Source organism: Amycolatopsis sp. NBC_01307, from assembly GCF_035975215.1.
Taxonomy (GTDB): domain Bacteria; phylum Actinomycetota; class Actinomycetes; order Mycobacteriales; family Pseudonocardiaceae; genus Amycolatopsis.
Window position 1 is genome coordinate 4,915,922 of the sequence record NZ_CP108403.1, and the last position, 21,387, is coordinate 4,937,308.

Annotated in this window: 11 protein-coding genes; 3 read left to right on the forward strand and 8 right to left on the reverse strand. The window is 64.4% G+C overall.

Translation table 11 applies throughout. The features are described 5' to 3' along the window. Positions 1-348: 348 nt before the first annotated feature. From drmC to drmD, 6 genes are all read right to left on the reverse strand, one after another. Positions 349-1,110 (reverse strand): DISARM system phospholipase D-like protein DrmC, encoded by a 762-nt coding sequence (drmC, locus tag OG439_RS20410; protein WP_326950957.1) that lies wholly within the window; start codon positions 1,108-1,110, stop codon positions 349-351. Next, on the reverse strand, positions 1,107-3,005 hold the full coding sequence (locus OG439_RS20415; RefSeq protein WP_326950958.1) for a DUF1998 domain-containing protein: 1,899 nt from the start codon (positions 3,003-3,005) through the stop codon (positions 1,107-1,109). The genes drmC and OG439_RS20415 overlap by 4 nt, the downstream gene beginning before the upstream one ends. Continuing rightward, positions 3,005-6,826 carry a DISARM system helicase DrmA gene (drmA, locus tag OG439_RS20420; protein ID WP_326950959.1) on the reverse strand — a complete coding sequence of 1,274 codons (3,822 nt, stop codon included), beginning with the start codon at positions 6,824-6,826 and terminating at the stop codon, positions 3,005-3,007. Before drmA ends, OG439_RS20415 begins: the two co-directional genes overlap by 1 nt. Next, positions 6,826-9,234 (reverse strand): Eco57I restriction-modification methylase domain-containing protein, encoded by a 2,409-nt coding sequence (locus OG439_RS20425; protein ID WP_326951578.1) that lies wholly within the window; start codon positions 9,232-9,234, stop codon positions 6,826-6,828. The genes drmA and OG439_RS20425 overlap by 1 nt, the downstream gene beginning before the upstream one ends. Positions 9,235-9,527: 293 nt before the next feature. Then, positions 9,528-10,859: a hypothetical protein gene (locus OG439_RS20430; RefSeq protein ID WP_326950960.1), complete on the reverse strand. Its 1,332-nt coding sequence runs from the start codon at positions 10,857-10,859 to the stop codon at positions 9,528-9,530. Then, complete coding sequence (gene drmD, locus OG439_RS20435) at positions 10,856-13,981, reverse strand: DISARM system SNF2-like helicase DrmD (protein ID WP_326950961.1); 3,126 nt, start codon at positions 13,979-13,981, stop codon at positions 10,856-10,858. Before drmD ends, OG439_RS20430 begins: the two co-directional genes overlap by 4 nt. A 1,679-nt stretch (positions 13,982-15,660) precedes the next feature. Here drmD and OG439_RS20440 point away from each other — a divergent pair. The 3 genes from OG439_RS20440 (at position 15,661) to OG439_RS20450 (ending at position 18,567) form a co-directional block, all read left to right on the forward strand. Next, positions 15,661-16,647, forward strand: coding sequence for a hypothetical protein (locus OG439_RS20440; RefSeq protein WP_326950962.1), 987 nt, complete (start codon positions 15,661-15,663; stop codon positions 16,645-16,647). Between the two features lie 26 nt (positions 16,648-16,673). Further along, complete coding sequence (locus OG439_RS20445; protein WP_326950963.1) at positions 16,674-17,219, forward strand: hypothetical protein; 546 nt, start codon at positions 16,674-16,676, stop codon at positions 17,217-17,219. A 154-nt stretch (positions 17,220-17,373) separates the two neighbouring features. Beyond that, a complete protein-coding gene (locus OG439_RS20450) occupies positions 17,374-18,567 on the forward strand; it encodes an SAVED domain-containing protein (protein WP_326950964.1) in 1,194 nt (397 codons plus the stop codon). Between the two features lie 25 nt (positions 18,568-18,592). Here the strand turns inward: OG439_RS20450 and OG439_RS20455 are convergent, their stop codons facing one another. After that, on the reverse strand, positions 18,593-20,374 hold the full coding sequence (locus OG439_RS20455) for a ThiF family adenylyltransferase (protein ID WP_326950965.1): 1,782 nt from the start codon (positions 20,372-20,374) through the stop codon (positions 18,593-18,595). Then, on the reverse strand, positions 20,371-21,381 hold the full coding sequence (locus OG439_RS20460; RefSeq protein WP_326950966.1) for an SMODS domain-containing nucleotidyltransferase: 1,011 nt from the start codon (positions 21,379-21,381) through the stop codon (positions 20,371-20,373). The genes OG439_RS20455 and OG439_RS20460 overlap by 4 nt, the downstream gene beginning before the upstream one ends. Positions 21,382-21,387: the final 6 nt, after the last annotated feature.

Sequence of the window (21,387 nt, forward strand, 5' to 3'; positions counted from 1 at the left end):
GGCATAGCAGAGAGCACCGACATCGCGGGAAGTCATCACGCCTCAGCTGGCTGGCAAGGTTCGTGTCCCTAGGGACACGAACCCAGTGTCCGAGGACGATCTTGTTCACTATCTACACGGCTTTCGCTGTGCTGATCGGTCACGGTTCAGCAGGTCAAGGCTGTAGTCATACGTTGGCAACGGACGGAACGTCTTCGCAACCGCACGGCGAAGTGCCCCAATGAGGAGCAGCTGACCTGGACGAGGCGGGACTGAACGAGTTGGCGCACCGTGGCCAACGAGTGGCTCAGCGAGCTGTTCCGCCCCGACAACGTGTACCGAAAGGCTCACGCGCTGCTCCATTCATGGTCATTGGTTGGTCGCCGGCAGTCGTTTCAGCACGTTCGCGGCTTTCAGTTCGGCGATGTGCTCGGCGACTCGGCGTGGGGTGTGTCCTCCGCGAACAAGGAGCCCAGCTTCGATGTTCTTGGCCACGCCGGACTGGGTGAGATTGGCGCTGGACACCAGCAGAACGCGGCGGTCGGCGACGGCGAGCTTGGCGTGCATCTTGGAACCTGGTTCAGTGCGCTGCGGGACGGGCCAGTGCCAGAGCTGGACGCCGGGAATCGCGGCGAACGCCGCAGCCGGTTCCGCCCCGGCCAGCGCACTGCCCGCACCTTGTAAGGTCTCGACGACGGCGGTGATCTCGACGCCGTGTGCTCCGGCGGCAGCGAGCGCCGTGCGGATGTCGGGGTGGGGCTTGGCCGAGTAGGTCATGAGCAGGAGTTCATGCTGAGCATGCGCGATGACCTCGGTCAGCGCTTGTGCCGTGGCCCGGACGGGTACGGAGTGGCTGCTGGGTCCGCTCCACACGGTTTCCACACTGACGGCGGCGGTCAGTTGTTCATAGGCCGCCGCGAGCCCGCGCAAGTAGGCGGCAGCCTCCGCGTTGCCGGCAGCCTCGTCGCGCGTAGCCAGGACGGATGCTGCGGTCTCACTCAGGGCGTGGCCGACCCAGCCGAGGATCGCCGCGGCCGGCCAGCCGGATCCGATGCGGTCAGCCAGGCCACGCATTGCGACGACTCCCAGATGAGGAGCCGCCGCGGCGGCGGCCTTCTCGAACGCGTTCACGGCAGGTCGGGGAACAGGGCGAGCTTGGGGTCGTCGATGGGCACTACGAAGCGGCGGTCGAGGAAGCGGTTGCCGCGCTCGCAGGTGGTCTCTGAGACGAACAGGCAGACGTGGCAGGCAGCGCCGTGCAGGAAGTCGGCCGGCGGCTGCGGCAGCCTTTCCTTGCACAGCGGGTCGGACGAGCACCGTTTCGCGTCATGCAGGGCGCGTCGGGTCAGGCGCACGAGCCGCTCGGGCTCGGCCTGGGACACCAGCCCACCGAGACTGCCTTCGGCGTCCGGTACGGCGGTGTAGATCAGGATGCCGCTGCGGGGGTCATCCTCGTTCCCGGCGTAGATCCGCTCGGACAGGCTCGCCGCGTTGTAACCGCAGTCGAGCGCGATAGTTCGGATGAGCAGGTGGGACAGGGTGTGCAGCGCGATGAAGCGTGCACCCGGCCAGTGCATCATGGGATCGAACTGCGCGGCGATGCGGTCGGAGTAGCGGTTCTTGCGGAACTCGGCGTAGGCGGCCCGGTGGCAGGACAGCGCGGTCGACCCGTCGACACGCTGCTCCCACTCAGCCAGCAGTTGTTCGGGGATACGCAGGAAGATGCCCTCGCCCCGGACCTCGCCGGCAGGCACCCATTTCGGGTCGTCGCGGGACAGTGGCGCAGGCCTGACGAGCTCAGGGTCATCGGGGTCTGGGGAATCGAGGCGGGTGAAGCCGACCAGGGCGCGCACCTCGCGGAGCCGCTCAACCTGGATGACGTCGGCGAAGAGGCCCTTCAGCGGGTCCGGGACACCGTCGGGGTCGCGGCGCAGTGCGAAGTCGTCGTTTGGTTCGGGGAGCTGCTGCGCTGAGAAGATCTCCCACTCTGGCGTGCGCAGGTCCGGATAGCCGGACGTGGGCGCCTGTTGGGAGCCCTCTTTGATCGCCTGGACGGTAGCGACTGCGGCGTCGATCTCGTCGTCGGTCCACTTCGCGAGCTCTTTGAATGCGGTGACGTTCTCTCGGCCGTAGGCATACATCGCCTTCGGGAGCCTGGAGATCTGCACCCAGTGCTGCTCGACCTTGGCCTGCAGCTCGTTGGCACCGCTGCGGGGGACAACGAGCGCGGACAGCGTTTGCGAAAACCATTGGTTGGATGCGCCGACCACCAGGACCTTGGGGTCGCGGTCGCACCCTTGTGGATCGAAGGTGCCGAGGTGGGCATTACGGCCTCGACAGCGGGGCAGGTTCTGCTCGTTGCGCTTGCCCATCGCTTCGCGCATGTTGCGGCGCTCACCGCATGCGATGCAGCGGATCTCGACGTTCGCTCCGATGTTGCCGCCGCGATCCTCCATCTGCAGCCGTGGGTGGCTGGCCTTGACGCACGGCCCCCCGCGATGCACGTAGTGGCTGTACGGGAACTCATCGAGGTGGCCGGCCGTGCAGGACAGCACGAAGCGGGCGGCGACAACGAGCGGCTTGCGCCCGGAGCGCTTGCGTCCGCACGAGTCGTGAAAGAAGCGGGCCTCGTGCGGGCGTGTCGGCTTCTCGTTCTCGAAGCCGAACACCTGCGAGTCGATGGGGCCGAGTTCGTTGCACACCGTGCAGCGGAGCCACGCGGGGAAGGGAGTGGTCGGCACGCCGATGCGGGACGCCGGGCCGCGCGGGTCGCCGTCCAGCCCTTCCAGCCACGGCGCTGGGCGCAGCTGCTCGACATGGCGCTTGCCGTGCAACGTCTTCACCGCCGCCAGCAGCCGCTCTTCCTTGATCGGCTCCCACTCCGGGATGTTGTCGTAGCGCCAGTCATCCAAACCTTGCACCAGGACCGAGAAGTTCGGCAGGTCGACGAGCGCGCCGACACCGCTGGTGAACATCAGGTGACTGGGGCGGACGGCGCCTACTCGACGGCGGTACTGGGCGCACATCAGGATCCCTGCCTCTTGGCGGTCAGGTCCGACTCGCCCATTTCGTCGCCCTCGGGTGCGTCCTCTTCGTCGGTGGCGCCGTCGGGCGGGGCGAAGGACCAGTCGGGTGCGTTGTAGGTGGGTTGGAAGAACTCGCCGCTGCCGGGCAGGAGCAGGTTGATCTCGTTCTCGGTCTCGCGCATGGACATGCCGACCGTGGTGTCGGTCCATTTGCCCTCGCCTGGCTTGGTGAGCAGTCCGATCAGCCGTTGCTTGTTGGACGAGCCGGTCTCGTAGCCGAGTCGGGTGGAGCCTTTCTTAGCTTGGTTCCAGATGTCGGTGAGGCTCTTGATGCGCTCCTCGAGATAGCCCCGTCCGCGCTCGCCAGCCACGACGTCGGCGCGGGCGAGGAGACGCGTGATGAGGCGGCGCACCAGCGGATCGTCCAGCTGGACGTCGTACGCGTCGGCGTTTCGCGAGTTGCCCTCGACAATGTTGCGGACCGCGGCGACGAAGGTGCCGGTCGTGCCGCGATCCAGCGCCCGCCGGGTGTACGGGGTGACGGACAGCGCTTCGACCTGGCGGTAGAAGGTAGCGTGGTAGTGCTCGAAGTCCTCGTAGTGCGCAAGATCGCGCGGCCGGGTCCAGTTGTAGAGCGTCACCACGAGACCGGGGCGGAGCGGGTCGCGGCCGACGCGCGAGGAGGCCTGGATGTACTCAGCGGTGTTCTTCGGCTGGCCAGTCACGACCATCAACCCGAATCGGGATACGTCGACTCCGACCTGCAGCATCGAGGTCGCCAGCACCACGTCGACCGGGACCCGGTCGTCCTTGAGTCGAGCGCTCCGCCGTTCGGCGACGGGGTGGAACTCGGCGCGGTCCTTGCTCTGCGCCGTCTTGCCCTTGTTCGCGGTGAGCACGTCGCCGAAGTTCTGATTGATCGCCCGGCGGCGGGTGCTGGTGTCCAGGTCGGCGTCGAAGCCGATCTCGAGGCGTTTGAGCACGTCGCTGATGTCGCCCGAGGAGATTCGCGAGGTCAGCTCCTGGATGGTGAGCATCGCGGTGGCACCGATGATCCGGTCGGACAGTCCCTTGCTGCGGCCGTGGCGGCGGACCCTGGTGGCGACGTCGTCGTCGAGGTAGCGCCGCATGCCAGCCAGCTCGCGGGTGGCGTTGAAGTAGCCGACCAGCGTCATGTACGGATCGGCCGCTTCGCCGTGCGCGTCGAACATGGTCTGGCCCGCGATCAGCAGGATCTCGGCGAGCCGGATCTCGGCGGACTTCAGGCGCACGCCGTGCGCGCAGATACCGAGGTAGCGTCGGCCGGGGTTGGCCGCGGACACCGGAACTTGCCGGGAGAAGAACGTGTCCGTGACCTCGGTGACCTGCGGCGGGAAGATCTCCAAGTCCCGTCCGAACACTCCGCGCACCTGCTCGCGGGCGCGCTTGGTGGTGGCGGTCGAGGCGACGATCTTCGGTCCCGCTTCGCCACCGGACGGCGTCGTCCAGGTGCACAGCTCGTCCACGGCGGCTTCGAACAGCCCGACGATGGTGCCCAGCGCCCCGGAGATCAGGTGCAGCTCGTCCTGGATGATCAGATCCGGTGGCCGCAGCCGCACCACCGGTCGGCTGGCTACCGTCGGCAGCGTTCCCTTCGCGTTGTGCCGCACGCCGCAACCAGTGCGCGAGTCCAGATCCTCGTGCCGATACCCGTGCCGGGGACAATACTGGGAGACGCGGCCGAACAACATCCCCGCGAACCCCCGCCACGGCAGCTGCGCGAGCTTGTCCACCGTGGCGATGACCAGGCTCGGAGCGTAGCGGTAGATCTCCTCGTCCACGGTGAGGATCGGTAGACCTTCGGGAGACTTGGTGCGGGCGAACGGGCAGGCGGTCGCGCCCTCGGCGTTCGGGCAGTACAGGAAGAGCCGCCGCGCGACGGTGTCGACATGCAGGTCCCGGTGTGCCTCGAGCTTGCTGCCGCACCACGGGCAGGACAGCGTCTGCAGCACGTTCGCCCGCTTGCTCTGACCGGCCTCGCGGGCCTCGGCGATCTGATCCCTGGCCTGGTCGAACCAGTTCGGCGACACCGTCCCACCGACCCACAGCCCGATCCGGAACGGCTCGCCGCCCCACGTGGACTCGTCCGCCCGCCGCAACACCTCGGCGGCGCAGATCAACGCCGCCGCGCGCTGGAACTGCTGCGCGGTCAGCAGCCGCAGCGTGTAGCGCATCAGCACCGCCACCCCCGCCGCCCCGTTGCGAGCGTCCTCCCCAGTCCCGACGACGCCCTGCAGCCGACGGATCGCGAACGTGTAAGCGGTCAACCCCAGGTAAGCCTCCGTCTTGCCGCCACCGGTCGGGAAGAACAGCAGGTCGACAGTCGCGTCCGGGCTCGCCGCTCGCTCGGTGTGGTCGGGGTCGGTGATGGCAGGCAGGTTGAGCAGGACGAAGGCGAGCTGGAATGGACGCCACGAGGCCACCTTGGCTCTCAGGCTCTTCACGTCCGCTTCGGCGTCAGCGTAGGAGACCACCGGGTCCGCGCGGCGCAGCGCGATCTCCGTGTGCCGCCGCTGCATCGCCATCGCCTCGTTAGCGAACCGGAACGCCCGCAACGCCTCCTTGTGGCGTGGTGATTCCGGGTCGGTGAGCAGCCTGATGCCCGCGCTGATGCGTCGGTGCGCGATTCGTGCCCTGAACACCGCACCCTCGGCCGGACCTCGCAGCGCTTCTGGCAATGCGACAATCTTCCGCTTGCGCTTGTCGAGCCAGGCGGCGTACCCATCCGCCAGCGGTGAGAGCCCCGTGCGCAACGCCTCCGGCTCGGCCGTCGCGAGTGCGTCCATCGACAGCTCCGCGTTGGCCAGTGCCGTGCCCGCGCCGACCTGCGCGATGGTGGCCGGCACGTCGTGGGTCGGCAGCCACCGGGTCTCCAGCTTGTGCGCGCGCCGGATCGCCAGCTCTGTGTGTGCGTGCACCGCAACGTTCTGCCCGGTGGCGAACTTCATCTGGTCGCGATACAGCAGTCGCAGGTGCAGCTCCTCCTGGTCCTCCACGACGGGGTTCGCGTCGGCCATCGGATCGTCGATCGGCACGAAGATCGGCGCGGTGCTGTCCAGCGCAGTGACAGTCAGCTTGGTCTGGAAGATCCACGCCGCGTCCCGATTCGACTCTGGTTCCTCTTGTGCATTGATGAGCGTCACCTCAATCGTGCGGGTGCTTCCCGCCGGGCGAACCGCGACCGCCAGCGACACACCTGGATCACTCGGATCGACCACGCTCAGCGGCACGCGGAAGTCCCGCTCGCCGTCGAGCCGGAGCTCAGGTTGGAACTCCATCGGCTCGCGCGCCCACACACTGCGCTTTCGCCCCTCGGCATCCTCGGACTCGTGCTTGAAGTAGCGCCCCCAGCTCGCGGTGACAACCACTACGTCAGTGTCCGCGCCTACACAAAAGGACAGCCCCATCGATGACGCCCAGATCCGCCCGAGGTTCTGCGGCGTGAGAATGTCGGGCAGCTCGCCGCCTTCCTCGCCCCGCGCGTCGCCCTGTACCCCAGACTCGGTATCGGTTGTGGCGTCGGCATCGTCCATAGTGGACCTCGGTGCGCGCTTCGGCCCTAGCATCCCGACGAGGTACCGCTCGCGCGGCCCCATCGCGCGCGGTCTGAACTTCTCGGCGTCGCCATCCCATGGCCCGAGCAAATCCCGCTCCACCAGGTCCTGGAACTCATCGCGCACCTCGAACGAACCGGCGTCGGAAAAGGACTGCTCGACGTCCAACGGCGACACGGCTGATGTTGGCGCGCTGTCCGGTTTCGGGAAGAGGCCGTCGCTGGTCATCAGAACAACGTCCCGTCAGCGCGCTTAGTTTTACCCTTCTTGTCGTGCAGACCCTGCGCGACCTCCTCGGCGTACCGCTCGTGGTTCAGGTCCAGCAAGCTGTCGAGAACCACCCGTTGAGCGGCCGGGCCAATGGTGTATCGCGTCTGCCGGCCGACCTTGTGGAAGCCCTGATCCAGCCCTCCAACCGCCGCGATCCGGTCCTCCCACCCGTATGCGCGGATCGTTGCCTCGTCTATCATCTGGTGGATGCGACGGAGGTTTTCGATGTCGGCGTCTATACAAGCTGGGTCGAAGACCTGATTATATATCTTTGTCAGTCCAGAGTTCCTAGCTCGGCTCACTTCACGACGGAAAGCAGCTAGACGCTCGCCGGACTCTCGCAGATCGACCGTGAAGTCGGGAAGCGGAAACGTTTCGAATTTATCTGACGGAGCGTAACGTGAAGTCGTGGATAGTGTCGATGCCCCACCTGTAGTTGCCCACAAATAATGTACGGAACTACTGATAATAGACAACATGGCAGCGTCGGAGGTTGCAAACACGACACAGCCATGGGAATAGATCGTGTGGCCCGGACCAAAGGTAGGAATCATATGTTTATTATGTAGAGTCATGGCGATGACAGTGTCCAGGCATTGGGTGGCAGCCTCCAATCCCTTCCTGTAGTCAGCGTATCGCCACCAATTGACCCTATGGGATTTTCTATTCTTAGTGTCGCGTTCAGGTTTTACGCGCGTTTGCACCACTTGAAAACATGCTGAATACGCACGGCTTTGTTCGATCGACCAATCTTGAAAGTTTATTATATGAGAGGTGGCAGCTATTTGTGTCGACTGGTTCAGTTCGTCACCTTTGATGTAGGGGCTGATCGCATCACTGCTCCTCGGATCGCTCTCAATGAGCCTGACCACGTCCGATCTTGACAGGATGAACCCCGCCCCTTTAATGTCGTGACCGACAAATGCAATTCCCTTGCTAGAGTCGAGCTTGTGACGGACGGAAGAGACTGTACTCGCTGGCTCCAGCGCTGGGGATATGCGCGAAACGGCCTCTCCATCCAATATTCGATCGAGAGCATTCGGAAGATCTGATCTGCTGGACCAGACGGCACAGTACTGTATTCCTGCGCTCTTTGTAGGCCATTTCTTGCTCTTGATTGCTCGACGAATGATCGCGCCCTCGCGGACCAATAGTTCAAGTCCGGTTTCCATTGTGTCGCCCTGAGCCAAAGTGTCAGTGGCCAGCAGGCCGCTTTGCCCTGACTTGCGGAGCAAGGTATGGGCAACTATTGCAAAGTAAGCGACTTGGTCGGCTCGACCATTGCCGCCCCGTGCCACTACTTCAGTTAGGTACTTGCGGTAGGCCTCGCCATGCGTTGGGGATATCTTTGGTCCGCCAAGGTATGGAGGATTACCGACTATCCCATCGAACCCTCCCAGCTCGAAGACCTCGGGAAAGATTAATGGCCAGTGCACCGGTACTCGACCAAATCCGCCGTCTGGGCGCTCGGTCTCGAGCCAGTCTTCTGCCTGTTCACGTGTCTCCATCTCCGCCGTGTCGATTCGGCGCGCGTAGTCGGCGGCGGTGACGGAGCCAATTCGCAGTCCGTTATCGCCGCGTTTGGCGTGGACGAGCGCAGCGCCCACGCAGAGGTCAGCGAGCAGGCGGGCGCGGCTCGACTTCTGTTCGAGATCCGCAAGCACCTGTCGTTTGCGTGCGAGGCCGGCGAGGGTCGTCCCGTCGATGTTGGCGACCGTGCGGCGTGTGGCAGCGACTTCGGCGACTAGTTCCCGGTTCTCGGCTGTGAAGTCGACCAACCCACGCTGGTGGATTTGGCGCCCCTTCTCCGGGTCCATGTGCATCCACTCGAGCTGGTCCAGCGACGTGATGCCGAGTAGGGAGTCGCCCGCTACGAGCCGGTCGTCGAGGAACGTGAAGGGCCGGTGTGGGTCCATCGAGACGAGCCAGAGGGAGAGTTTGGCCATTTCGACGGCCATGGGGTTGATGTCGACGCCGTAGAGGCAGTGTTCGATGATCTGCCTGCGGGCTTCGATCACTACCGGATCCTGGTCGGCGTCACGCTCAGTATCCGGGGCGCGGTTGTCCCGTACTCGGTCGTCGCCTTCGAGAGTCCAGGCTTCGATGAGTTTTTCGCCAAGATAGCGAGCGGCGGCGACGAGGAACGCAGCAGAACCCATCGCGATGTCGGCGACGTTGAGCGCGAGGATCTGGCTGGACGACTTGAGTTTCCACTCGTTTTTGTCCGCTGTTTGCAGCGGCCCAGGCTCGTAGACCAGAGGTTCGAGGGTGCCATCGACGATCTGCTCGGCCAGGAAGCGCGGGGTGTAGTGGGTGCCAGTGTTCTTGCGCAGCGGTGACTCGGTGACGAACAGCTCGCCCGGCATGATTACGACGGGTTGCTCGCGCAGGTCCTGGCGGATGATGTCGAAGAAGACCAACAGCTGATCGGTCAGTGCCGCGTCGCCACGGGTGACGGCGAGCAGCTTGCGGCGGGCGTCCTCCTTCTCGACTCCGATCAGGGGCGCAAGCTTCTTCTCCAGAGCACGTGGGGAACCGATCCCGGATTTCTTGTACTCCTCGGCAAGCGCGGCGGCGAGGGCAGGCACATCCAGGCATTGAGTGGCCAGTCTCGTCAGGTCACGGAGCCGGACTTCCTCCTCCAGCCCGGCTTTGCCGATCAGCCCGAGAGTGACGTCGTCGGCGCGGAAGCCGTCGAAGGAGAGCAGGCCCTCGTAGACGTAGCCGATCTGCTCGACGTCCAGCTCACGGAAGGACAGCTTGCGACGTTCCTTCGAGTGGCCGGTGCCGACCTCCACGTATTGCACGGCGCGGAGCATGTGCAGCACGGTGCGGTCGTCGATGTTGGGCGGCAGCCAGGTGTAATTGAACGGGCCGAACAGCGAGCCGTTGTGGGCATGCATCCGCAATCTGGGGTGGCTGATGCCGTAGTAGACCGCGTCGAACAAGGCAAGCAGCCGGTGCCAGGCGACGCCGCTGTATTCCAGGTCGTCTTCGCTGCCCTCTTGCGCCTGCTGTTCGAGCTGCGCGCACAACCGGCCAGCCGAGTAGGTGCTGGCGTACAGGGGGCTGTCGGAGGGCAGCAGTTTGCGTTCCTCTGCATAGAGCAGAAAACGATGCGCATCATTACGGTGACGGCGCCCCGGTAGACCTCGCAGGCGTCGACGTCGAGGCCCTTCTCGCCGCGGTCGCGCTGGGCGGTGTCGGCGCGCCCGATCGCGGCGACCAGCAGTTCGACAGCTTGGCGGACCTGCACACCGAGCGCTTCGGTGATCTCCTCCGGGGCATCCTCGCTCTTGCGCAGCAGTTCGACGAGCTTCTCGTTATCCGGCACCCCGTAGAACCGAGAGCGGCGCAGCATCGACACAAATGCGCGCGCAACATCGAGTTCGGCCGCCTCGTTCCAGGCGACGGTATCGAACACGGCCGTGGTGGTGACCTTGCCGCGCGGCGCCGACACCAGCACCAACCAGCGGCCGTCGGTGGCCAGGCCGAGCTGCACCTCGTGGTGCCGGCACAGCCGCGCGAGCCGGTCCACCGGGGTGGCGGCCCAGGTCTCGCCCTTGATCCGCGCGGTCGGCTGGGTGCCCGGCGCACAGATCAGCCCAAGTACCTGCGTGGTGCGAGGCTTGGCATCCTCACCCGGATCGACCAGCGCAAACGCCGGCGTGACGCGAGCGTCATGCTCGGCCACATCCATCGACAGGGCGTCGAAATCCTCATCCTCGGCCCAGCGCAGCGCGTCGCCCCATTCGAGCAGCTCGCCGAGGATGTAGTCGATCCAGCCGCGTTGCCCGGACGCGGTGTTCTCCTGCCACGTGGCGTGCGCGAGCCGCAGCTTCTCCTTCGTCGGTTTGTCCAGCGCATCGAGGGTGGACCAGGTTGAGCGCAGCACCGGAAGGGAGAGGAACGGGCCGCTGACCTCGATGAGACTGAGCCAGTCCCGGTGCTGTTGCGCGCTGTCCGGCGCGTGCGAACGACGGGGTCTCATCGGATCGCCTCCCTCTTCGGCACGACGAACACCACGGCGACCGGGAACCGGTGCGGCTCCTGATGGCGGTAGCGGGCAGCGATCGCGTCGAGCTCGCGTTGCCGCTCGGCGGCCAGCTCGGTCAGCCGCGTTTCCCAGCGCCTGCGGTCGCGCCGGTACTGCTCGCGCTCGTCCCTGGTTTTCTCCAGGTCGAGGCGGCTGAACAGCGCGTCCTCCTGGTCCTCGGCGAGCGCGGAGCGCAGGGTAGCGGCGAATTGATCGATGGTCGCGGTGATGCGCTTGCGTTCGGCATCCTCACGCTGGCTCAGCGCCCGGCGCAGCGAGTCGAGGCGAGTGGTGGTGCGCCAGTCGATCGCGCGGAGCAGGCCGTCGGCGATCCTCGTCCAGCGCTCGGCGATGCGGCGCCGGACCGGTTCGGCGGCGGGCGTGCCGTCCGCGAGGGCGCGGTCCAGGATGTCGTCGAGCAGCCCGAGATTCTCCACCCGACGGAAGCGTCCCTGCTCCGGGGCCCAGCCACCGGCGTGCAGGACCTCCTCGTGCAGCCGCACGCCATCGGCACCCACGATCAGGAAACGGGAGTACGCGCCGACCAGCACGTCTTCCAATCGTGGATCATCGCTGACCACAGCGGTGACGCGGTGCAGGTCGATGTCGTCGTTGGACACCGCCGCGCGCAGCAGCCGGGTGGACATCGCGACCAGCGGGTGGTTCAGGTGCGCGAGCACGATGTCGTCGCGGCCGCGCGCGACCGCGGCGTCGAAGGTGACCGGCAGCTGTTTCGGGACCTCGTTGCGCTTGTGCTTCTCCGGCTGGAACTTCTCGATCAGTCCCTCGCTCGCGCGAACCCACGAGCCGGTCAGGGTCGGCACCACGAACGCACTGCTTGTGTCGTCAGCGCGCAACGGCTGTTGCCTGGCCAGGGTCAGCGCGGTGTCCACGACCCGCTTGACGCGCGACGGCGTGATGCCCAGCTCCGCGACCGTCTCGTCGAGGTTGGCGCGCAGCTTGCGGACCTGCTCGCGGACGTTCTGTTCGGCCGGTAGCTGATCCTTCTTCGCGCCGGCCTTGTCGACGTCAAAGTCCTTGAGCTGGCCGAGCATGCGGCGTTGCACCGCGTCGGCGAGCACGGCGTTGACCGACCCGAGGTCGGCCTCCATCCGGGCGACCTTGGTAGCCACGCGGGAGAGGAACTCCAGGTCGGCCTCGTAGGAGTCGACCTTGCCCTCCCAGCCGGTGCCGACGAAGTGCCGGATGTCGGGCGTGTGGTTCTGTCCGTAGCGGTCGATGCGGCCGATGCGCTGCTCGAGCTTGTTGGGGTTGAACGGGATGTCGTAGTTGACCAGGCGGTGGCAGTGGCGCTGCAGGTCGATCCCTTCGCTTGCGGCGTCGGTGGCCACCAGGATCCGCACGGGGTGCTCGGCGGGAGCCTTCTGGAACGCCAGCCGCAACTGCTCGCGCTCCTCGTTGCTCATCCCGCCGTGCAACTGATACACGCCGTCCCCGCCTAGGCCCTCCTGGCGAAGCAGTTCGACGAGCCAATGCTGGGTGTCGCGGTACTCGGTGAACACCACGACCCGGTCGTCGGTCCACCGCTTGCCGTCGGGTTTGCACACGCCTTTGAGGTAGTTGATCAGCACGCGCGCCTTGGCGTCGGGCTCTGCGTCGTGCGTGCGTGCCCACCGGTGCATCCGCTCCAGCAGCGACTGCTCGTCCTCGTCCGCGTCGGGCTGCATGGGCCGTGAGCGGCCGAGCGCGTCGTCCTCAGCCTCGGCCAAGAGCTCATCGTCGTAGGTGGCAATGTCGTCGAAGAAGTCCTCCATCCACGCCGGGATGTCATCGCCTGCAACGCTGAGCGCCCGGGTCTTCGACCGCAGCGTCTCCTGGTAGACCGCGACGGTGTGGGCGAATGCCGCCGGGCTGGAGAACAGCCGCTTCTTCAGTAGCAGGGTGATGAGGTCCGTGGCTTTGCGGCTCCTCCGGGTGGTCAGCTTCTTGCGGCGCAGCTCGGCGAACTGGGTCAGCAGCTGGTGGATCTCGCGCTCGCTCGCCGGGTATTCGACGAGGAGTGGTTCGGTCTTGCGCGCGAGGAAGCGGGGAGTGCCGTCAGCGTTGGTGATGTCCCGCTTCAGGCGTCGCACCACGGTCTCTTTGACTGCCGAACGGTCTGGTTCGACGCCACGGGCGAAGCGCTGGTCGTCCAGGATCTCCAGCAGCGCAGTGAAGGAGGCCTGGTAGCCGTTGTGCGGGGTAGCGGACAGGAACAGTCGGTGGGTGAAGTGTGGCGCGAGTCGGCGAATCAGCTTGGTCTGCTGCGAGTCCACCGCGTACACCTGCTTCGGCGCGGCCGGCGCGACGTGGTGGGCTTCGTCCAGGATCAGGAGGTCGAACGTGCGCGGGTACGTAGGTCCGTCGACGGGTAGCACCTCGTCGAGCAACCGCTGGGCCTTCGCACCGCGCAGCCAGGGCAAGCTGATGATGCTCAGTGGGTAGACGTTGAACGGGTTGGCAGCGCTGCCGTAGTCGCGGCGGACCTGCGCGCAACGGTCGGAGTCGATGATGGTGAAGTCGAGGCCGAACTTCTCGGCCATCTCGTCCCGCCACTTTATCGTGAGCCCGGCGGGGCAAACAATCATGATCCGCTGCGTACGATGCCGAAGCAGAAGTTCCTGCGCCACGAGGCCAGCCTCGATCGTCTTCCCAAGCCCCACATCATCCGCGAGAAGGAGGTTCACTCGGGGCGCACGGATGGCACGGGCAACCGGCTCGAGTTGGTAGTCCTCGATGGCGACGCCCGAACGGAACGGCGCCTGCAAGGTCCCGACGTCAGCCGAGGTCACTGCAGACCAACGGACAGCGTCCAGGAACGCGGCAAGTTGCTCCGGCGGATCGAAACCTTTGGTGGTGACTGTGGGAAGCGAGCCGCTCGGCAGTACCTGCCTGCCGCGCTCGACCTCCCAGATGACCTCCAGCGTCTCTCCGAAACGGCCCTCATCGACGCTCTGCAGCATTACGAGCGTGCTCGAATCGGCGGGATCGACGTCGCTGACTACCCATTTCTGTCCACGAACGGAAACAAGCGCGCCAGTGGTCAGTTCTGCATCGGTCGAGATACTGCTCGACATCACGGCCCCCTCACTGATCACCCTGCTGCCGTTAGAGTTCTGCGGTCGAGACACAACACGATCGAGCGAACGGCCAGCTTGCCCGGAGCAGACAGCGATCAGTCGCGTTGGCTTCGAGATCCGTTACAGACCAGCTTGCGTGGTACGACCATCGGACGTTCCGGGACGGCTCATGGCCAATGCAGTTCAGATCCTTGAACATCTCAATCTCTAGTGTTGGCAAATCCCAAACCAAGTGCAACACACAAACATTTACGTTCGCGACTCAGGCAATAAGGACGACATATCCGATTCGGGTGCGACGATTGAGTTAACCTGCGAATAATTTGAGCGTGACGTGTAACAGATCTGCGCACCACGCGATAGCGCTGCTGCCGGGACCGTCGGGTTGCTTGTTGCTGGACTCGAGGCGCGCGGAGGTCGCTGATGTGATCGCCCTCCGGGTAGGACTGGCAGCTCTGCTCTTCGATGGGTCCGGCAGATGTTCCCGAAGGATAGAGTCCTCACCTTGCCTGCAGGGGCAGCGCGCCGCTCTACTTCAACTCACGCAGAGGTGCGAGGCGCGGACAGCAGGAGCCAGCCTGTTGCCGGACGTCGACGATCTCGGCCGTCGGGAGGGAGCGCTTTGATAAGCCGCGACCGCATGCCCGCCAGCTCCCTAGAAGCGTGGATCAGTCCCCGCCGCCCGCCCGAGTGGTCGGCAGCCGAGGCAGACATCGAACACAGAGTCAGCAACCACATCGGCCGGATGCCCTTCCGATGACCGGTCGTGCCCACCAGCGCCGACGAAACCAGCCAGCGCGGATACATCGAGCGAAACAGCATCGGCTCACGCTGAAACCTGCCCGGCTTCCAGGATCCCCCAGCGCAACCTGCTTGGCCACCACGCAGCGAGCTTGAAGGTCCGCGGGTCCGGACTGTGGAACGTCAACCATGCCGAAGAGGACTACGAGCCAGAGCTCCTTACCTTGACGCGGGGCCTAATAGAACGAATAGGCATATCCGCGTAACCATGGCACGTTGTACACGTACGCGCGACGCTGCTGAGCCGGCCGGCACGGCGACCAAGGCTCGCGCTGCACTGCCCGGCGTCGTCAAGCTCAGAGCCGCCAACCAGCCTTGTGTGGTTAGTGTGCACGACCGAAGGGGACGTCAACCCCCACACGCCTGACCAGGGATTCTACCGTAAGCAATCTCGACTGCCGCGCAAAGCTGCCGGTCAGAGACCTGACTATGTGTCCGAGGACGATCTTGCTCACTATCTACACGGCTGCACCTCGGCTGAGCAGGGGGCATGCGAGCTTCGCTCAGCCTGGCCCAGGCTCGCCATGGGGCAATGATGTGTCCGAGACCTGCACACTGACCACAACGCTTCTACTGGGCTGACCTCAAGGGCCGTTCGCCAGGTCAAGGCTGTATTGCGCGGTGCTGGACTTGACAAAGTACGCCCTGGGTAGCTTCCACCGAAGTGTGGACGACCTGGAGGCCTCCGTTGGCCTGCGCACGGCGAGGTCAGCGCAAGTTCGGCCGGACTCACCGAGTACCGACGCCGCTACTTGATTGCAGCGCGTCACTCATCATCGATGGCGCCAGCGATGCATAATTGGCGTCATGACCATGACGTTTCGCGGACCGGTACTGTGGGGCCGCGACCCTGTCCTGCTCGGATGTGACGCCTAATGGCTGCCGTGGTGGTCCGGCCGCCTCTGACGCTGGGGCTTACAGCTGAGCCGTGGCATGCGCGCCGCACAGTCGCCGAGAAGAATGCGGCTACCCGGACTGTCCAGCCCGACGCGTTCCTGTTGTCCTGGGCCGAGGACGTGCTGCGCCAGGCACTGCGCCGGTCCCCTCTGCTCGACGCGCGATCGTACGAGATCTTCGGCCAGGGCTCGCGGGTCAACAACACCTATATCGAGCATGCGAGCGACATCGATCTCGTCCTCATGCTCAAGATGCCGTTCGAATCGAACGTTGATGCCCTCGATGAACCCGGCATGGACCACTTCAGGGAACGCTACCAGGCCGGCCACTACGGCTGGGAAGAGTTCCGCGAGGACGTCCTGGCCGCGCTGGGTGAATCCTACGTCGTGCGCATGGGTCGCCGGTGCGTCAATGTCGACTCGCCGGAATCGCTCTTCGGTGAGATGGTCGACATCCTCCTCGCGACGGAATACCGCCTATACTCGGCGTTCCCGTCGCCGGGCGTCGAGGTCTACGAGCAGGGCGTCTTCTTCCGCGACCGCGAAGGCCGACGGATCGTCAACTTCCCCAAGCAGCACCGGCGTAGCGGCGACCTGAAAGACCTATCCACCGGCGGCCGTTTCAAGGAGGTCGTCCGAACAGCCAAACGCAACCGGAGGATGGCCGAGCGAAAACGGATGATCGCCGAAGGCGCCGCGCCGTCATACCTGCTCGAGTGTCTCCTGTACAACGTCCCCGACAACGTCTACCGGACATCGTCGCCCGGGGAGGCCTACAGCGGCGCGTTCGAGTGGCTGCGCAGGTGCCACCGCGAGGATCCGGTGTCGTTCGCCGAGCTGCCATGCCAGAACGGCATCAACCGGCTCTTCGGCAAGAGCCCGGATCAGTGGGAGGCCGGCGGGGCCGGAGGAATCATCGACATCCTCCACGAGATCCGAAGCCCCGGACTGGTAGCCGCACCATGACTTGGACGGCCACGCAAACGACGGCAGTGCTCGCGATCTTGGGCGGCGCGCTTACCGCGCTACTGAGCTACGGATTGAACCGGCGTGCCGCGCGCCGCGAACGTCGTGCCCTGGCGTTCAGTGAGGCGCTCAGCGTCATCGAGGACTACGCGGAGATGCCGTACCGCATCCGGCGCCGGCCGGGAACGCTGGAAGGGCGCCAGCAGCTCACCGAGGAAATGAGCAGGATCTATTCGCGACTCGCGTTCCACCAGGCGCTGCTCGACATCGAGACGCCCAAGGTCGCGGCCGCCTACCGGCTGCTCGCGAACGAAGCGAAGGCCCAGGTCGGCGGGCAGATGAAAACGGCGTGGCAGAAACCGGTTCGCGTCGACGATGCGGAGATGAATCTAGATGAGCACTACGACCGCAAGCGCGTGGACCATGCTCGGGATCACTGCGTGACGACCATGCGCGCTGCGCTTCGTCACAGGCGCGTCCCCGCGGCACAGAAGCCACTTCCCGGCAAACCTCCCGCGCAGGTGGAGTCAGGGGATATGGAGGCCTGCGATGACCGGCGGGGCCCGGCGTAGTAGGCGGGTGGAGACGTTGCCGTAGCTGCAGCACTAGAATGGTGAGTATAACCCCGAGCAATCCGGCAAACAGTGGTCTGTCGCTCGCTACACTCATCGCTTGACATGGGATAATCCGAACACAGACCACTGACCATAATCACAGGACTTCTCAATGACTACGAGCGACTGTCGAGACACCTCGGTCAAACGCGAGGCAATCAAAGACTCCGTCCGAAACGCCTTGTGGGCACGAACAGCCGGTCGGTGCACGATATGTAACCGCCGCCTGCTCGGCGACTCTCGTACATATCTTCATTCGGTACTTCTTGCCGAACTGGCACACAACATCGGCGCGACCGAGAGTTCAGAATCACCGCGGCGCGACTACGACGACGGCGTTGAGGACACCGAGGCTGAAGAGAATCTTCTCCTCCTCTGCCACGACTGCCATAAGATCATCGACCATCCTGAACACATCGGCTTCTTCCCGCCTGAGAAACTCCGCGAAATCAAGGAGACATTCGAGCGCCGCATCGAGATGGTCACTGAGCACGGCGGCCTGACTCGGACAGCGGCCTTACGGGTCGGCTGCCAGATTCATGGTTCGCTTGCACTCGCGTCTCAGCGCGAGGTCGCGGAAACACTTCTTGCTGGCAACTATCTCGGACTCGTTGAGACACAACGTAGCGGTGACTTCACTTGCCGTATCCACGGGTCCGTGGGTGGTCGTGGATTCTGGGACGCAGCCCAGCAGTCCATCGCCGATAGTCTCGCGCTCGTGCACCAGGCTATCGACAGCCGCGACGTCGAGCACATGTCAGTCTTTGCCATCGCTCCGATCCCGCTGCTGGTCTATCTGGGCTGGCTCCTCGACGACAAGACACCCACACGTCTCTTCCAGAAGCATCGCGACCAGTTCGTCGGGTGGTCGTGGGCCACCCAGGACGAACCTGTCAATTTCGAGGTTGTAGTTGAGAAATACGATTCGAGTACTTGCGACAGCGAGGATGTTGTGTTCGTGTGCGCAATCACGAGTGAGGTGAACACCAACCTCCTGCCTGGCGAGATCGCTGAAGCGCCGCGCATCGATGTCCGACCAATGAATGCCTCACCCAGCCCGATCCTAATATCGAATGAGCAATCGCTGGTCAACTTCGCTGCTCAATGGCGGGGAGCAATAGCGACTGCCGAGGCGCAGTACCCCGACGCAAAACGTTGGCACCTAGTCGCATCAGTTCCAGTAACGGTCGCCATTGAATCTGGGCGAGCCCTCATGCGTGGCGCACAACCGCCAGTGACCGTCTATGAGCGCGGATCTCAATCCTACGAGGCTGCACTCATCGTCAACGAACGTCCCGCGATCTGACGTACTTCACACCGTGCTCTCAACCTCACATGGATTTATCACCCTCGTCTGCTGGCACGAACTTGCGTAAAGGCCCGGCCTCTCCATGAGGAAGTGAGATCAGATGTGTGCCGGATACCGCTGTCGCCGCTCCCAGATGTGAGCCGAGGATGCTCGCCAAACTCGCTGCCACTCCTGCTAAGTCCGCAGCGGAACCGTGAAAGGTGGGCGTTGAGCATCCCCGCGTCGGAGTGAGCTCGTCGCCGGCCTCCGGAGAGTTCCACAGTTGATGGAATTCCTCCAGACTTCCGTCGGCGGCGACCGTTCGTCCAGCCTGTCTGTCGATGGCCAACGGCCCGATGGTCAGCGGCGGTACGGAGACGGTCATGATTCCGAGCGTTCCCGTGCGCGCGTCGGTCGCCAATTGGGCCAGGACGGGGCGTCCTGTCGCGGTGGCGACGCCGTCGAGCAGACGACCGATCGCGACGCTCACGGTGGTGTCGATGATGAGGTCTACCTCTGCGAGATGTGGCACTGGAGGCGCCATGCATTTGTGGACCAATACTTCAACGGAGTCACTGATCGCGCGCAGGCGATCAGCGAGGGCCTCCACTTTCGTGCTACCGATGTCGGCTTCTACGAAATTCTGCCGGGTCAAGAGTCCGCCCGTGACCCTACCGGGATCGCATAGAACAATCTTCGTCCCCCCTGCGCGGACTACATAGTCCGCAACCCAGGAGCCGAGGCCGCCACATCCCCAGATATGGATCGTTTTGCCCGAGAACGCAGTGACCGGGCGGGTTGAGTCGCGTCGAGTCGTGACCTCCGCGCGCTCATCGGAGACTGGCCACCACTCCACTGGCGTGTCGGGGTTCGCCTGGTTCCCGTCGATGTCAATCATGGAACTTCTCCCTCTGGACGCCCTTACCAGTGCGCGGATGTGGTCGGCTCCGGAAGCTGGGATACTGGCCGACAGAAGATGCGGCGGGCCGCCTGTTGGATGAGGTACGGCAATCACGATGCCCTGCGGCGTGCCGTCGGGCTTGCGAATCGCGCTCGCGCCAAGCACCGTCAGGAGCGTCTTCGAAAGGCCGGTGTTCATCCGGGTAGCTCGTACCTCGCGGCCCGGCGATAGGTGTCCAAAGTAAGGATTGTCAATCGTCAGCATGAGGGAACCCAGGTTGTGCCCCGCCCCAAATGGCAGGTCCGTGTCTAACATCAGGACCGGCACATGCGTGGCGTCCGCTGCTCGCTCAGGTCGATCCATGATCACGTCGAACCGGTGGAGTGTGCGCCTTTTCCACCATCCGTTCTGTACGCGCACGCGGGACCTGAGACTGTCTCGGACTACTACAGTCGGTGCCCCATCTGTCACATGCAGTACACCGCCGACTGCGTGATAGAGGGCAGTCTGGGCATCGAATCGGCCGGTCGCGGCGTCGGAGAGCCAAGCAACTAGGCGATCGACGAAGCCGCCGAATCCCGTGATTGGGTCCCACTCGCGAGCGGCGTCGAGATAAAGGCACAGGCGCCGCCCTTGGAGCACATGAGCGTGGTGCAGGAAGCGCATGTGGTCCACTTCGGCACGCGGCGGCGCCAAGTCGAACGGGTCGACGGTGATGCTGAAGTCCTCATATTCGCCGAGCGCTAGCCCGCCATCGGCTCGGGGAATGTCAGCCGTTCGAAGCCGCAGCCGGAACTTCATCTCCCGCTGCGGCCCGAGCTGATGGCCACCGACCTTCTCGACGTCTCCAGGGAAGGCCCTAGCGATGGCGGCCAGGTCTGCGAGGACGAGGCGTTGCCAGTCGCTGAGCCTCTTCTTGCTCACCCCGCGCGCCCAGAGTGGCTGACTGTTGCCGCCCCGGACGCTACGGCGCCAGTGCTGACGCTGCTGTACTTCCCAGTCGAGGCTGACGACTTGGGTGCTTTGAAACCATCGCCGAACAGGGCCTGCCACTTCTTAACGCTCGCGTCGAAGTCAGTCTCCTTATAGGCGGCCTTGATCTCGGCGGCGTGTACATTGATGCGCTCGCGGAAATAGACGTAGGTCTCCGGAGTCCAACGGTGGTCGAACGACGTGCCTGAGCCCGAAGGGTCCATGATTACAGGCTTGCCTGGCCGCGCCTGGAGCCAGTCATCGAGGTCGGAGACGATGTGCAGTAGGGCGGTTGGCAGGTCGCCGTAGTAGCCAGAATCGGCGACCGTGCGCCATTCCTCGACACGTTCGCCGAGCAGGGTCGTGAGCAGGATGGACTTGGTCCCGGTGAAGGAGTTCTTGTGGTCGCGGAGGAACTTCATGATCCGGATGACTTCGCGGAGGCGATGGCCGGCGGCCTTGTCCTGCTTCTTCATCCAATTCGTGAATCCCTCGGTGTCGGTGCGCTCCCACTTATTGTCGTCACGGTTGACGATCCACTGGGTGCCATCGGAGCGGACCACGAACGGCACAATATCGACGTGCATGGCGTTATCCGCGTAGTTGACGTAGACGCATCGACATTTGCGCCCATGAGGCATGTCCTTGTAGGGTGACTTCCTGTGCAGCACGTCGTATACTGCGTTGCCGTACTTTCTTAAGTCATCAGCCCACTCGGGGTCCTCCTCCATCTGGACCATGAAGTCACCGTCGAATGCTTTTCCGTTCTGCGGGTTAATGATGGTTTTCTGCGGCCAAGATCCCTGCGGGATCTTCTTCTTGAGAAGTGGTCCCAGGCTCGCGTCGGCCTTCAAGACACCATAGATGGTGTCGACCCGACCGCTGAGAGTCTCCAACTTGAACTTGGACAGGTTGACGGTGTTGTCGAGGAAGTTCTTGAAGTAGTCGGTATGCCTCATGACGCG

What these genes read in the sequence shown, in the direction of transcription:
- OG439_RS20415 (WP_326950958.1), bottom strand. Translation starts at nt 3,005, where the DNA reads ATGTGCGCCCAGTACCGCCGTCGAGTAGGCGCCGTCCGCCCCAGTCAC.
- drmA (WP_326950959.1), bottom strand. Translation starts at nt 6,826, where the DNA reads ATGACCAGCGACGGCCTCTTCCCGAAACCGGACAGCGCGCCAACATCA.
- OG439_RS20425 (WP_326951578.1), bottom strand. Translation starts at nt 9,234, where the DNA reads ATGCCGGGCGAGCTGTTCGTCACCGAGTCACCGCTGCGCAAGAACACT.
- OG439_RS20430 (WP_326950960.1), bottom strand. Translation starts at nt 10,859, where the DNA reads ATGAGACCCCGTCGTTCGCACGCGCCGGACAGCGCGCAACAGCACCGG.
- drmD (WP_326950961.1), bottom strand. Translation starts at nt 13,981, where the DNA reads ATGTCGAGCAGTATCTCGACCGATGCAGAACTGACCACTGGCGCGCTT.
- OG439_RS20440 (WP_326950962.1), top strand. Translation starts at nt 15,661, where the DNA reads ATGGCTGCCGTGGTGGTCCGGCCGCCTCTGACGCTGGGGCTTACAGCT.
- OG439_RS20450 (WP_326950964.1), top strand. Translation starts at nt 17,374, where the DNA reads ATGACTACGAGCGACTGTCGAGACACCTCGGTCAAACGCGAGGCAATC.
- OG439_RS20460 (WP_326950966.1), bottom strand. Translation starts at nt 21,381, where the DNA reads ATGAGGCATACCGACTACTTCAAGAACTTCCTCGACAACACCGTCAAC.